Origin of the sequence: Rhizobium sp. ERR 942 (genome assembly GCF_007828395.1) — a bacterium.
Lineage (GTDB): Bacteria > Pseudomonadota > Alphaproteobacteria > Rhizobiales > Rhizobiaceae > Rhizobium > Rhizobium dioscoreae.
This window is the reverse complement of record NZ_VIUA01000003.1, coordinates 181,768-195,214: the sequence shown is the minus strand read 5'-3', so window position 1 is coordinate 195,214 and position 13,447 is coordinate 181,768. Positions and strand designations below refer to the sequence as shown.

12 protein-coding genes are annotated in these 13,447 nt (G+C 60.8%); 1 reads left to right on the top strand and 11 read right to left on the bottom strand.

The window, feature by feature from the left end:
- Nucleotides 1–104: 104 nt before the first annotated feature.
- From FBZ97_RS13605 to FBZ97_RS13550, 11 genes are all read right to left on the bottom strand, one after another.
- A complete protein-coding gene (locus tag FBZ97_RS13605) occupies nucleotides 105–1,661 on the bottom strand; it encodes a Do family serine endopeptidase (RefSeq protein ID WP_113330810.1) in 1,557 nt (518 codons plus the stop codon).
- A 167-nt stretch (nucleotides 1,662–1,828) separates the two neighbouring features.
- Nucleotides 1,829–2,284, bottom strand: a complete 456-nt coding sequence (locus FBZ97_RS13600; RefSeq protein WP_145320964.1) for a cytochrome c-type biogenesis protein — start codon at nucleotides 2,282–2,284, stop codon at nucleotides 1,829–1,831.
- Between the two features lie 212 nt (nucleotides 2,285–2,496).
- A complete protein-coding gene (locus tag FBZ97_RS13595; protein ID WP_145320687.1) occupies nucleotides 2,497–4,485 on the bottom strand; it encodes a heme lyase CcmF/NrfE family subunit in 1,989 nt (662 codons plus the stop codon).
- The gene (ccmE, locus tag FBZ97_RS13590; protein WP_095434308.1) at nucleotides 4,482–4,931 is read right to left on the bottom strand and encodes a cytochrome c maturation protein CcmE; all 450 of its coding nucleotides are present in this window, start codon (nucleotides 4,929–4,931) and stop codon (nucleotides 4,482–4,484) included. The genes FBZ97_RS13595 and ccmE overlap by 4 nt, the downstream gene beginning before the upstream one ends.
- Entirely contained in the window at nucleotides 4,928–6,070 is a 1,143-nt protein-coding gene (gene ccmI / locus FBZ97_RS13585; protein WP_145320689.1) for a c-type cytochrome biogenesis protein CcmI, read from the bottom strand. Before ccmI ends, ccmE begins: the two co-directional genes overlap by 4 nt.
- Nucleotides 6,071–6,165: 95 nt before the next feature.
- Complete coding sequence (locus FBZ97_RS13580; RefSeq protein WP_113330804.1) at nucleotides 6,166–6,597, bottom strand: hypothetical protein; 432 nt, start codon at nucleotides 6,595–6,597, stop codon at nucleotides 6,166–6,168.
- Between the two features lie 91 nt (nucleotides 6,598–6,688).
- Nucleotides 6,689–8,086: a HAMP domain-containing sensor histidine kinase gene (locus FBZ97_RS13575; protein WP_145320691.1), complete on the bottom strand. Its 1,398-nt coding sequence runs from the start codon at nucleotides 8,084–8,086 to the stop codon at nucleotides 6,689–6,691.
- Nucleotides 8,076–8,747, bottom strand: coding sequence for a response regulator transcription factor (locus FBZ97_RS13570; protein ID WP_069616084.1), 672 nt, complete (start codon nucleotides 8,745–8,747; stop codon nucleotides 8,076–8,078). The genes FBZ97_RS13575 and FBZ97_RS13570 overlap by 11 nt, the downstream gene beginning before the upstream one ends.
- Before the next feature lie 123 nt (nucleotides 8,748–8,870).
- The gene (locus FBZ97_RS13565; RefSeq protein ID WP_075852053.1) at nucleotides 8,871–9,125 is read right to left on the bottom strand and encodes a hypothetical protein; all 255 of its coding nucleotides are present in this window, start codon (nucleotides 9,123–9,125) and stop codon (nucleotides 8,871–8,873) included.
- Nucleotides 9,126–9,690: 565 nt separating this feature from the next.
- Nucleotides 9,691–9,999: a Dabb family protein gene (locus tag FBZ97_RS13560; protein ID WP_145320692.1), complete on the bottom strand. Its 309-nt coding sequence runs from the start codon at nucleotides 9,997–9,999 to the stop codon at nucleotides 9,691–9,693.
- Between the two features lie 460 nt (nucleotides 10,000–10,459).
- The gene (locus FBZ97_RS13550; protein ID WP_069616308.1) at nucleotides 10,460–10,948 is read right to left on the bottom strand and encodes a YcgN family cysteine cluster protein; all 489 of its coding nucleotides are present in this window, start codon (nucleotides 10,946–10,948) and stop codon (nucleotides 10,460–10,462) included.
- A gap of 166 nt (nucleotides 10,949–11,114) precedes the next feature.
- Between FBZ97_RS13550 and FBZ97_RS13545 the strand changes: the two genes are divergently transcribed.
- Complete coding sequence (locus tag FBZ97_RS13545) at nucleotides 11,115–13,334, top strand: transglycosylase domain-containing protein (RefSeq protein WP_145320694.1); 2,220 nt, start codon at nucleotides 11,115–11,117, stop codon at nucleotides 13,332–13,334.
- The last annotated feature ends 113 nt before the right edge of the window (nucleotides 13,335–13,447 follow it).

The following is a 13,447-nucleotide window of genomic DNA, read 5'->3' as shown; positions in this document are numbered from 1 at the left end:
CTTTCACCTGCCTTGGAGCCAGTCATCTTCGACATGTTCTAAAAAGGAAGCCGCGCAAGCCGTGGCCTGCGCGGCTTCCTGAATCATTTCATTCGCTTAAAGGATCAACCGGCATTGATCGGCAGAGCGACGAAGCGGCTGCCATTGCCGGACTGAATCTGGAACAGGGCGCGCGTGCGTCCATCCTTCTTCGCCTGCTCGATGACCTTGGCGATATCGCCGGCGTTCGAGACCTGCTGGTTGTTGACCGAGGTGATCTTCTCGCCCTCCTTCACGCCCTTGTCGGCGGCATCGGAGTCGGGATCGACCGCGGTGATCGCAACACCCTTGCCATCGTCGGAAGGGCCGACGGTGAGACCGAGGTCAGCCAGCGCCTTCTCGGAGGACGGCTGTTGCGGCTGCTGATCCGGCTGCGAGTCGTCATTGGAAGCCTGGTTCTGATCGGCAGGCAATGTGCCGAGTTCGACCGTGACCGACTGCGACTTGCCGCCGCGCCACAGCGAAACCTCAACCTTGGAGCCTGGCTGCATGGCGCCGATGCGACGAGCGAGATCGCGCGGGTCCTTGACCGGATCGCCATTGACCGCCGTGACGACGTCACCATTCTTGATGCCGGCCTTCTGGCCAGGCGAGCCATCCTGCGGGGAGACGACCAGAGCGCCGCTTGCTTCGGCAAGGCCGAGCGATTCGGCGATGTCCTTCGTGACGGGCTGGATCTGAACGCCGAGCCAGCCGCGTGAAACCGTGCCGGTCTTGATCAGGTCGGTCACGACATCTTTGGCGGTGGTCGCCGGGATTGCGAAGGCGATGCCGACGCTGCCGCCTGACTGCGAGAAGATCGCGGTATTGATGCCAACCACCTGGCCGTTGAGGTTGAAGGTCGGGCCACCCGAGTTGCCCTTGTTCACCGGCGCATCGATCTGGATGTAATCGTCATAGGGGCCGGAATGAATGTCACGGCCGCGAGCCGAGACGATACCGGCGGTGACCGTGCCGCCGAGGCCGAAGGGGTTGCCAACGGCAACGACCCAATCGCCGACGCGGACCTTGGAATCATCGGCCCAGCCGACATAGGTGAACTTCTTGCCCTTGGGATCGACCTTCAGGACTGCCAGGTCGGTGCGGCTATCCTTGCCGACGAGCTTGGCGTCGAGCTCGGTGCCGTCATTGAGGACGACGACGAAAGCGGCACCGTCGGAAACGACGTGATTGTTGGTGACGATGTACCCGTCTTCGGAGACGAAGAAGCCGGATCCTTGAGCGACCGGACGCAGGCGACCCTTGTCATCGGAATTCTTCTGCTGGTTCTGACCATGCTGCTGGCCGCGACCCTGCTGCTGCTCGAACTGGCGGAAGAACTTCTTCAACGGGTGATCGTCCGGAAGATCATCGAAGCCGCGGCCGAGACCGAAGGAATCGTCGTCATCGGCAACCGGATTGACACGGGATTCGACGCGGACCGAAACGACGGCCGGCGATACGGCGTCGACCACATTGGCAAAGCTCGGAACCTGCGGCGCCTGAACGTTGACGGCATCGGCATAGGCACCGGTAACTACGGCCGGAACACCCGTTGCCAGGGCAGCAACAGCGAGGCCGGCGACGACGGAAGCCTTCATAGCGGTGCTGCGGGACAAAGTGTCCTTGATATTCCTGAACATATGCGAATTACCTTCTCTTTTCTCGTCAGATTTGCGCCGGCCAAACCGGCTGTGTTGCGCCATAATGAAGATATAGGGCACGGCACCTTACAACGAACTGTCCGCCCCATGAAAAATTCGTAATGTAAGGTATCGGTGCAACATTATGACGAAAGACGACAGTCGGGTCACTTTCCGAGGATATCTTTAAGCTGCGCCTCTTCATCGGCGCTCAAAGCGCTGCCGGTGGGCTTGCCGACGCGGCGGCGCGCGTAAAAGGCAAGGGCCAATCCGCCTGCTACGAAGAGCACGATCGGTGCTCCCCAGAGGATGTATGTCTTCTCGCTCAAGCGCGGCTTGAGCAGCACAAACTCGCCGTAGCGCGAGACGATGTAATCCAGCACCTGCTGATCGCTGTCGCCATCGGTTAGGCGCTTGCGCACCAGCAAGCGCAGGTCACGCGCAAGATCGGCATTGGAATCATCGATGGATTGATTCTGGCAGACCATGCAGCGCAGCTCGGCCGAGATCGTGCGTGCCCGTGCCTCCAAGGCCGGATCGGAGAGGACTTCATCGGGATTGACGGCAAAGGCAGGGGCCGCAGCAAAGAGCAATGCCAACAACATAAGCAGGCGCGCGAACACCGCTACCTTCTTCCCGGCCCCGCTATTCTTAACACGCAATACCCCCTCATCCGCCCTTCGGGCACCTTCTCCCCGAGGGGAGAAGGGAAAACCGCTGCAGTCTTCCTCGACTGGCTTTTGTGCGATACCGGCACCACAGCGGCAATTTCCCCTTCTCCCCTCGGGGAGAAGGTGCCCCGTAGGGGCGGATGAGGGGGTATTGGTCAAACCTATCATTCTGCCGGCTCCATGGCCGGGCGAACTGGTTTCGCCTTACGGCTCGGTGCACCGACGCGCAGGCGGCGGTCGCTGAGCGACACGAAGCCGCCGGCCGCCATGATGAGCGCGCCAAGCCAGATGCAAAGAATAAACGGCTTCCACCAGATGCGCACGACCATGCCGCCATCCTTGCTGGCGTCGCCGACCGACACATAGAGCTGGTTGAGGCCGAGCGTGAGAATGCCGGATTCGGTGGTCGCCGTGCGGCTTGCGGTAAAGACGCGTTTGGCGGACGACATCTCCGCAAAGGCAACCCCGCCACGGCTAACGGTGAAGTGGGCGCGATCCTCGGTAAAATTGGGGCCGACGCCCGGCTGCACTCCATCGAAGCGCAAGCTGTAGCCACCAAGCTCGGCGACCTCGCCCGGCTTCATGCTGGTGATGTGTTCCCCCTCGAAGGTCGTCACAGCGACGATGCCGAGTACGGTGATACCGAGGCCGGCATGGGCAAGCGCGGTGCCGAAGGCAGAGCGCGGCAGCCCGCTCAGGCGGCGCCAGGCGACACCAGCCGCCACCTTGCCGACGCCGGCGCGATACCAGAGATCGGCCAAGGCGCCGAAGGCCAGGAAGAAGCCGGCGGCAAGGCCGAGAGCGGCCAGTACGGGGCCGCCATGCTCGATGTAAAACAGAGCAAGGCCGGCCAGGAAGGCTAGGCCCGCCACGACATAGAGCCTCTGCAGCGCGCCGAGCAGATCGCCGCGCTTCCAGGCGAGCAGCGGCCCGAACGGCACGGCGATGAGGATCGGCGTCATCAGCAATCCGAACGTCATGTTGAAGAAGGGCGGGCCGACAGAAATCTTGTCGCCGGTCAGTGTTTCAAGCGCCAGCGGATAGAGCGTGCCGGTCAATACCGTGCCGCAGGCGACCGTGAGGATCAGGTTGTTCAGCACGAGCGCCCCCTCGCGCGAGATCGGCGCGAACAATCCGCCGGCAGCAAGCTTCGGCGCACGCAGCGCGAAAAGCGACAAGGCCCCGCCGATGAAGATCAGGAGAATGCAGAGAATGAAGATACCGCGCGTCGGATCGCTGGCGAAGGAATGGACAGAGGTCAGCACGCCGGAACGCACGAGGAAGGTGCCGAGCAGTGACAGCGAAAACGTCAGGATTGCCAGCAGCACCGTCCAGATCTTCAGGGCGTCGCGCTTTTCCATGACCAGTGCCGAATGCAGCAGGGCCGTGCCGGCAAGCCAGGGCATGAAGGAGGCATTTTCCACCGGATCCCAGAACCACCAGCCGCCCCAGCCGAGCTCGTAATAGGCCCAGTAGGAGCCCATGGCGATGCCGAGCGTCAGGAAGCTCCAGGCGGCGAGCGTCCAAGGCCGGACCCAGCGTGCCCAAGCGGCATCGATGCGACCTTCCAGAAGCGCGGCGACAGCAAAGGAGAAGCAAACGGAGAAGCCGACATAGCCGAGATAGAGCAAGGGCGGATGGATCGCCAAACCGATATCCTGGAGAACGGGATTGAGATCCTTGCCCTCGGCCGGCGCCGGGTTGAGCCGAATGAAGGGATTGGAGGTGAGCAGAATGAAGACAAGGAAGGCCGAGGAGATCCACGACTGTACAGCCAGTACATTGGCGCGCAGTACATCCGGCAGATTGCGCCCGAAGAGCGCGACAAACGCGCTGAACAGGGCCAGGATCAGCAGCCAGAGCATCATCGATCCCTCGTGATTGCCCCAGACGCCGGAGATCTTGAAGATCAGCGGCATCAGCGAATGGGAATTGGCCCAGACATTGAGGACGGAGAAATCGGAGGCGACATAGGCGTAGGTCAGCACGCCGAAGGAGAAGGCGACGAGCAGGAACATGACGATGGAGCCGACCGGGGCGATATCCATCATCGACACGTCCCCGCGCCGGGCACCGACAACAGGCAGGATGGAGACGATCAGCGCGGTCGCGAGCGCCAGCACCAGGGCATAGTGTCCGAGCTCGATGATCATTGGCTGGCCTCCTCGCCTTTCCAGACGCCATCAGCCTTCAGCTTGTCGGCGACCTGCTTCGGCATGTAACGCTCATCATGCTTGGCGAGCACGCTGTCGGCAACGAAAACGTCACTGCCCGGCTCGAACTTGCCTTCGGTGACGACGCCCTGCCCTTCGCGGAACAGGTCCGGCAGGATGCCATCATACTTGACCTTGATCGTATCGGTGCCGTCGGTGACCGAGAATTGAACCTGCGTTCCCTGACCGCGCACGATCGAGCCTTCACCGACGAGGCCGCCGAGGCGGATCAGCGTCCCGGCATTGACCGGTGTCTTGGCGAGATCCGCCGGCATATAGAAATAGGCGACCGACTGGCTGAAGGCGAACAGCACGAGCAACACGGCGGCGGCGATGAAACCCATGCCGCCGGCGATCACGGCCAGACGTTTCTGCTTGCGGGTCATTGCTGCGTCACCTCCGTCGGCAGTCCCAATTCCTTCGCCAGCGCCAGAAGCTGCTGGCCCTCTCCTCCATCGGCCGGAAAGGCCGCAAGACCGCGCTTCAATGCATCCGCCGCGCGCTCCCGATCATTCAGCACGGCGTAGGAGCGGATCAACCGCATCCAGCCCTCGAAATTCTTCGGATCTTGCTTGAGCTTGGCATCGAGGCTGTCGACCATGCCGCGGATCATCTGCTGGCGATCGCCGCTGCTCAGCGCATTGGCCGCAGCGACATCCTCCGCGGTCGGATTGCCGGGTGCATTGTCATTGGCGGATGCCATCGCCTGACCGCCATTCTTGATGATATGCTCATTGACCGCGGCAAGCCAGGGTGCGTCTGGCGGCGATTGTTTTGCCAGGGCCTCAAAGGCCGTTTTCGCATCGGCCGCCTTGCCCTCCTGCTCCAGTGCCAGAGCCAGGTAGAAAAGCGTGCGCGGATTGGTGGCATCGAGCGCCAGCGATTGCTGTAGCACCTCGCGCGCCTCCGCAGTCACAATGCCATTGGCCTTCACGACCAGCACCTCGCCCAGATCGCCAAGCCGGGCTGCGTTCGGTCCCAGCAGGCGGATGACATTGCGATAGGCAAGCTCGGCATCGCCGATACGGTTGGTCTTGAAATAGATCGGCGCTAGGACCTCCCAGCCCTTGGCATCATCTGGGTTTTTGGCCAGATGCTGCTCGATCTTGACGATCGAGATGGCGAGATCGTTTCCTGGCTTCTCCAGCCGCGCTTCCAGCGGCTGCGCCGGCAGGCCGGGATCGCCATTGACGAGATAGAGACAGAGACCAACGGCCGGAAGAAGGACGATGATGAAGGCCTGAGCAAGACGGTAACTGCCATGTGCAGGCGATTTCACTACCGTCTGTTCGTTCTTCGCGGCTGCGATGAGACGCCGTCCAATTTCGGCGCGGGCATAGTCGGCCTCCTGCGCGGAGATGAGGCCGCTGGCAAGGTCCCGGTCCAGTTCGCTGAGCTGATCGCGATAGACCTCGGCCTCTCCGGAACGACGGTCCTCCGCCTCCTTCGCACCACGCAGAAGGGGATAGAGGAGCACAGCGCCGACAACCGCCGTAAGAACGGCCACGAGAATCCAGAACAGCATAGACGCCCAATACTTTAACGGGGCGCTTATTCCAACCGGGAAAGGCTATCTGACGAAGATTTGAGGCGTTTGGCCGCGCCTTTCAGTACAGCCGCCTATTCAAGCGGCGTCCAGGTGCCGTCGTCATTGCGGCAGGCCGCGCCCCTCGCAGTCGTCGGCTTGCCGTCGACCGTGACCGTGTGCGTGTATTGCCGGCAATTCTGCGAGCCAACTTGGTAAGGCGCAGCGGGAACAACCTCGCCGCTTGCATTCCTGCCCTTCCATGCCACAGGTTGGCCGAGAGGCGAGGTTTCGAGGGCACGATATTCCGCTTCCAGCGCACGCTGCTTGTCGTTGTCGCTCAACTTGATGCCGGTGCGCTCGACGATACCACCATCAAGAGCATTGATGAAGGTTGCGGAGGCCGGAGGCTTAGCAGACGAGAACAGGCTCTTGCTGCCACCGAGGCCGCCCGTGGTCGAGCAACCTGAAAGCGCAAGCGCGGCAAAAAGAGAGGGAATGACCAGAAAAAAGGTACGAAGCTTCATACAACCGAACCAGTATCAAAAAGCAAAACCATAGGTACTGCGCTGCGGCATCATCATGACCCACAACGCCTTTTTGGCATCATGCCGTTCCTCACGCAACATCCTTCGTCAGGCCCGGCAAAATTAGGCTCGCGCGAAGCCCGCCCCAGCTGCCCCGGGAGAGCTCGAAACGGCCTTGATATTCATTCGTGATCTCGCTGACGATCGACAGGCCGAGACCGGTGCCGGGCTTGCTCTCGTCCAGTCTGCGCCCGCGTTTCATGGCTTCGCGGATCTGATCCGGCTCCAGCCCTGGGCCGTCGTCTTCAACCACCAGTTCCACCCAATGGCGCCGCGCCGGATCGATACCCTTGACTTCAGCGGGCGCTTCGTTTGCAACCAGACGCACCTTGTGTTCGGCAAAGCGAGCGGCATTTTCGAGGAGATTGCCGACCGTCTCCTCGAGATCCTGCTGCTCCATGGCGAGCGCCAGATTGGGCGAGACGGAGAGTTCGAACTCCTTGTCGGCGTTCAGCCGCCGCATGACGCGGACCAGCCGCTCCAGCGCCGGCTCGGCTTCGGTGCGCGCCAGCACGGATTCGCGCTGGGCGGCGATGCGGGCACGATTGAGATAGGATTGCACCTGCCCCTGCATGACCTCGGCTTGGTTCTTCACCAGATCGCCATGCGATCGCTCGAGGACACGGGATTCATTCAGAAGAACCGCAATCGGCGTTTTCAGCGAGTGCGCGAGATTACCCACCTGCATGCGGGCGCGCTCGACGATACGCCGGTTGCTGTCGATCAGCGCATTGATCTCATTGGCAAGTGGCAGGATCTCACGCGGAAAATCGCCTTGCAGGCGCTCGCTTTCACCAGCGCGGATGCGCCCCAGTGCCGCGCGGGCTTTATCGAGCGGCTTCAGACCGTAGAGAATGGCGAGCGCATTGACGATCAAGCTTCCGACGCCGAAGCCGACGAGCGAGAAATAAAGGCTATGGGAGAAATTACGGACATCGTCCTCCACGACGGCAATATTACCGGTGACACGGAAGCGTGCAGCACGGCCATCCGTGTCGAGTACGACCTCGGTTTCGGCCACCTGCACGCGGTTTCCGAAGGCGTCGGTGACAATGTAAGAGCGCTGGTATTGCTTGTCGAAGGGCGCTTCCAGCACCGATAGCACCGGCAGGCTTGAAGCGCCGAGCGACGGCGAGACCAGTGGCGTCGCGGTATAGGTACCGAGCGGCTCGACCATCCAGTACCAGCCGGTCTTCGGCTGGGCGAAGCGCAGGTCACCGAGTCTCGGGTCACCCACTAGCGCGCCCTGGTCGCCGATCGTTACAGAGTTGATGACACTAGAGAGCTGGGCGCGCAACAGATCCTGAAAGCCGCGCTCGGCGTTCTTGCGGTAGATATCGGAGATGACAAGCCCGATCACCACCAGCGCGACAGCCGACCAAAGCGTGGTCAGCAGCAGGACGCGAGCGGTGAGCGACTTAATTCGCATTGGTCGGAGCTTGGATGCGGTAACCAAGGCCACGGACCGTTTCGATCAGATCGACGCCCATCTTCTTGCGAAGGCGTCCGACAAAAACTTCAATCGTATTGGAATCACGGTCGAAATCCTGATCGTACATATGCTCGACCAGTTCGGTGCGTGAGACGACCTCGCCCTTATGATGCATGAGATAGGCAAGCAGCCGATATTCATGAGACGTAAGCTTGAGCGGCTTGCCGTCCACGGTTGCCTTCGAGCTCTTCGTGTCGAGCCGCACCGGGCCGCAAACGATTTCCGAAGAGGCGTGGCCTGCGGCGCGGCGAATGAGCGCGCGGATGCGGGCAAGCACTTCCTCGACGTGGAAAGGCTTGGCGACATAATCGTCCGCGCCGGCGTCTATGCCTGCCACCTTGTCGCTCCAGCGGTCGCGGGCGGTCAGAATCAGCACCGGCACCGTGCGCCCGGCGCCGCGCCATTTTTCAAGCACGGTGATGCCATCCATTTCAGGCAAGCCGATATCGAGGATGATCGCGTCATAAGGTTCGGTGTCTCCGAGGAAATGCCCCTCTTCGCCATCAAAGGCCGTATCGACCACATAGCCCGCCTCCTTCAAGGCCTCGGCAAGCTGGCGGTTCAAGTTGATATCGTCTTCGACTATGAGAATGCGCATCTCTGAATCCAATTTCCCCGGTTCGAGAAACAGTACTGTAAATCACGCTGCAGTGGAATCACGGAAACAATAAGATTTTGTGTGAGATTCAAGGCTTTAGGTTGGTACCCACATGCCCTGGCATCACATCGGCACCTTCATCGTCACCTTGCGCGGGCGCTGCCCGTTGCCCTGAACGAGAACAGTGATGATGCAGCTGTCGCCGGACGGCTGTGCGGAAAGAAGCTGGCCACCGGTCTTGGCGACGACTTCCTCGGCTGCCTCGCTGCAATCGCTGTTGGCGCGCGCGACCAGGGTCGACGTCGGCGCTGGCGCCGGCAGAACAGACGAGCCGGCCAGGACGAGGGCCGCTGCTGCTATGCTTGAAAATGAGGCCATGCTTCGGACTTCCCACGGGGATATGAACTTGGCCGATTATTTACCCAAACACGTCTGAATGGCAAATGAATGGGCTGTAATTTTCGACCAGCCGGGCGCAGGGGTCGTCCAAAGGATTTTCTAAGCATTTGAAATTGTTGAATGTGGATCCGCTGCAGCGTGATGACAGCAACCGTCTGTCGCTCCAGAACGCGGCATCGATACAATCTATCGGCGACATGCGTGGATCGATGCATGCCCGGCTTCGCGAGCACTACGCGCGGAGCCGCCAGCTCAGCCATTTTTAATCATTCTTACTTATCATCGGTTCATGTCGGCAAGATGAACCGCGCCCTCCCGTGGCCGATGCAACTGGCCTGGAGACGCCTTATCGGCATAAGGCGTGATGATTTCCCTGAGTCCTTTGAATCGCTTGCCGCGATTTCCTCTCAAATTGAGTCCGGAGCTTCAAAAGTTGATTCAAGAACCTCAAGCCGAGAATCCGGTCGCGGACAATCCGATTCCGCTTGCATGCTCAATCCATTGAAAGGACTGGCGGGAAATAGTTCTGCACCGCGCCCGACATTCAGAAAGGTTCACGGACGGCCGTCGCCGTCTCGTAATCTGCGGCAATGCGCATTTCGCGTAGCGGCCGAACGCGCTCGATGGAGCGCTGGTAATTCGGATGGGCCTTGTAAGCCGCCAATGCCGCCTCGTCGTCGAATTCGCCGTAGACCACAAGATCGACTTCGGTTCCGAGCTGATCGGTCTTGACGTTCGTGCCGATCTCCAAAAGTCGCGCATGCGGAATGGCCGTGAGGATCGAGAGGCCGGAACGGACCTCCTCAAGCTTGGCGCGATCGGGAACGGTAAAGAAGACGATATGACGGATCACGCGGCGGCTCCTTGTGCATATGCGAGGGCACCGCGCGATACCATGTGGACAGGCTCAATTCAATAAACTCACCATCTCGTCGTAGAACCGTCTGGTCGCACCCTTTTCAAGCCTCCATTTACTGCATGGAAGGAGATGATACTGTCGCGGCCATGACCGACGAGGAGCTTGCATCCCTCGCCCTCGGCTTGCCTGAAACGGCAGAGGGCTCGCATTTCGGCACCCGTGACTTTCGCGTGCGGGGCAAAATCTTCATGACACTTCGCGGACCGGATTTCTGCGTCGTCAAGCTGACGCCCGACCAGCAGCAGATGGCTTCGGCCATCATGCCAAGGCATGTCGCCGCTGTGCCCGGCAGCTGGGGGCCTGAAAGGATGGACGCGACTTTTCCATCGCGATGCCGGAAACGAGGAGATCAAAAGGCTCTTGCGCCAGGCTTGGCGAAATGTGGCGCCGAAATCTATGGCTTTGCCGGAGGATTAGGCATCATGTCATCCTCGACGGTCAGCGGCCAGTCGACGACATAATCCTCGAAATCGTCAAGATCGACATCGTTCTCGCTGACGGTGCGCCCTTGGGCGGAAACACCGGCGATATGCACTGTTTCCGGATCACCCGAGATCAGCGGATGCCACCAGTAGAGATCCCGGCCCTCATTGACGAGGCGATAGGCGCAGGTGGGCGGGAGCCATTCCAGTTCCGGAACCTTCTCCGGCGTCAGCTGTACGCAGTCGGGCACGAAATCCCAGCGGTTCGGGTAGCTGGTGCAACGACAGCTTTCGCCGTCCATCAGCTTGCAGCGGATCGAGGTGAAATAGACGTCGCCGCTATCCCACTCCTCGAGCTTGTTGAGACAACAGAGGCCACAGCCGTCGCAAAGGCTTTCCCATTCCGACGGGCTCATTTCCGCCAGGGTCTTGCTTTTCCAGAAGGGTATCTCGTCTGTCATCATCGTCGTCCTCGCCACCCGGCAAAGGGAATTCGGGCTGCGGCATGCATGTCTCTTGTTCTTTTCTCTAAATCAACCAATTATTCAATTAGCCGTTCTATGAGATAATGGGCTTTGCGTGTGTCACAAGGAGACACGCGGCAGTAATGTGGTCGGGAAGTAGAGCGTGGAAGACCCATCCAATCCAGAAAACGGGCCGAAGATGGAGCCCGAGACACCTAAGGATAACGGGGCCGAGAAGCCGCGGCGTCGCAAGCGCTATTTCTTTTTGCGCCTTGATTCATGGATCGACTCCACTTTGTGGAATGCCGGCTTCGGTCTCGCCGAGGCATGGGAGGAGATCACCATCTTCTTCCGCCGCTTCCGCGTTCGCGGCTGGAAACGCATCTTTTTCGAACTGCTCGGTGAAGGCTTGACGCTAGGGACGGCCGGCTCCGTCGTCATGCTGATGCTCGCCATGCCGGCCTTCGAGGCGACGCAGGGCGACTGGCGCAACCGCGGCAATTTCGCCGTCACCTTCCTCGACCGCTACGGCAACATCATCGGCCATCGCGGCATCATTCACGAGAATTCCGTGCCGGTAGACCAGCTGCCGGACTATTTCATCAAGGCGGTGCTGGCGACCGAGGACCGGCGCTTCTTCGACCATTTCGGCATCGACGTCATCGGCCTGTTCCGCGCGGTCACCGTCAATGCGCAGGCCGGCGGCGTCGTTCAGGGCGGCTCGACGCTGACGCAGCAGCTTGCCAAGAACATCTTCCTCAGCAATGAGCGCTCCATCGAACGCAAGGTCAAGGAAGCCTTCCTGGCGATCTGGCTCGAGGCCAATCTCTCCAAGAAGGAGATCCTGAGCCTCTATCTCGACCGCACCTATATGGGCGGCGGCACCTTCGGCGCAGCGGCGGCGGCGCAATTCTATTTCGGCAAGAGCATCACTGACGTCAATCTGGCGGAAGCCGCAATGCTCGCCGGCCTCTTCAAGGCGCCGGCAAAATATGCGCCGCACGTCAACCTGCCGGCGGCGCGCGCCCGCGCCAACGACGTACTGTCCAATCTCGTGCAAAGCGGGCTGATGACCGAGGGACAAGTGATCGCCGCGCGACGCAACCCGGCTTCGGTGGTCGACCGCGCTCAGATCGAATCCCCGGATTATTTCCTCGATTGGGCCTTCGATGAAGTACAGAGGCTTGCTACGCGGTTCCCCGAGCGCTCGCTGATCGTGCGCACCACCATCGATATGGGGCTGCAGAAGGCGGCGGAGGACTCGGTTCAATCCAGCCTGATGGAGTTCGGCGAGCGCTATAAGGCTAAACAGGGCGCCTCCGTCGTCATCGAAAATGGCGGCGCTGTGCGCGCCATGGTCGGCGGCAGCGACTATGGCGAAAGCCAGTTCAACCGCGCGACCAAGGCGCTGCGCCAGCCCGGTTCGTCCTTCAAGATCTATACCTATTCGGTCGCGATGGAAAACGGCATGACGCCCACCTCCACCATCGTCGATGCGCCGATCAGCTGGGGCAACTGGAGCCCGCATAATTATGAGAACCGCTACGAAGGCAAGGTGACGCTCACCCAGGCGCTGACGCAATCGATCAACACTATCCCCGTGCGGCTTGCCAAGGAGAAATTCGGCATTCAGCCGATCCGCAACATGGCCAAGGCCATGGGCGTGGAAACGCCGATCCGCAACGACAAGACCATACCGATCGGCACTTCGGAAGTGACGGTGCTCGATCAGGCGACGGCCTATGCGGTGTTTCCGGCCAACGGCATGCAGTCGCGCCGCCACGGCATCGAGCAGATCACCGGTTATGACGGCAAGGTGCTCTACGATTTCGGCCGGGACGAGGCGCCAGCCAAGCGGGTTTTGAGCGAAAAAGCCACGTCATACATGAACCAGATGCTGACGCAGGTTCCCGTGATCGGCACCGGCCGCAAAGCAGCCCTCGACAACGGCATCGTGGTCGGCGGCAAGACCGGCACCACGCAGGCCTATCGCGACGCCTGGTTCATCGGCTTTACCGGCAACTACACCTGCGCCGTCTGGTTCGGGAATGACGACTATACCTCTACGAACAATATGACGGGCGGCACGCTGCCGGCCATGACCTTCAAGAAGATCATGGATTACGCCAATCAGGGCATCGTGCTGAAGCCGATCCCGGGCATCACCAACCCCTTCCCCGTGCAGAAGCCGCAAACAGTTGCGGCCAAGAAGCCCGCCGACCCCGCCAGTAGCGCCCTGCCGCCGCTGGTGCGCCCGCGCTCGCTTTCGGTAGACTCCACGAATATCCTGCGCGATATCGGCGAAAGGCTGAAGGCGGCGACGCCGCTCGGAGCGCAGAAGGTGGCGACGGCGGAGCATCGCAGTATGACTGCGCCTGAGTGACCAACCCTCCCGGAAAATGCACTGCAGCGCGATGCAGATGACGGCGGCAAACCTGGCGCCGAACCGAAAGATGGCAGCCGGTGTTTTGGATGCCAGCTGCCGTTCCCGATCTT

What these genes read in the sequence shown, in the direction of transcription:
- FBZ97_RS13580 (WP_113330804.1), bottom strand. Translation starts at nt 6,597, where the DNA reads ATGAAGCTTCGTACCTTTTTTCTGGTCATTCCCTCTCTTTTTGCCGCG.
- ccmI (WP_145320689.1), bottom strand. Translation starts at nt 6,070, where the DNA reads ATGCTGTTCTGGATTCTCGTGGCCGTTCTTACGGCGGTTGTCGGCGCT.
- FBZ97_RS13605 (WP_113330810.1), bottom strand. Translation starts at nt 1,661, where the DNA reads ATGTTCAGGAATATCAAGGACACTTTGTCCCGCAGCACCGCTATGAAG.
- FBZ97_RS13550 (WP_069616308.1), bottom strand. Translation starts at nt 10,948, where the DNA reads ATGACAGACGAGATACCCTTCTGGAAAAGCAAGACCCTGGCGGAAATG.
- FBZ97_RS13565 (WP_075852053.1), bottom strand. Translation starts at nt 9,125, where the DNA reads ATGGCCTCATTTTCAAGCATAGCAGCAGCGGCCCTCGTCCTGGCCGGC.
- FBZ97_RS13575 (WP_145320691.1), bottom strand. Translation starts at nt 8,086, where the DNA reads ATGCGAATTAAGTCGCTCACCGCTCGCGTCCTGCTGCTGACCACGCTT.
- ccmE (WP_095434308.1), bottom strand. Translation starts at nt 4,931, where the DNA reads ATGACCCGCAAGCAGAAACGTCTGGCCGTGATCGCCGGCGGCATGGGT.
- FBZ97_RS13595 (WP_145320687.1), bottom strand. Translation starts at nt 4,485, where the DNA reads ATGATCATCGAGCTCGGACACTATGCCCTGGTGCTGGCGCTCGCGACC.
- FBZ97_RS13570 (WP_069616084.1), bottom strand. Translation starts at nt 8,747, where the DNA reads ATGCGCATTCTCATAGTCGAAGACGATATCAACTTGAACCGCCAGCTT.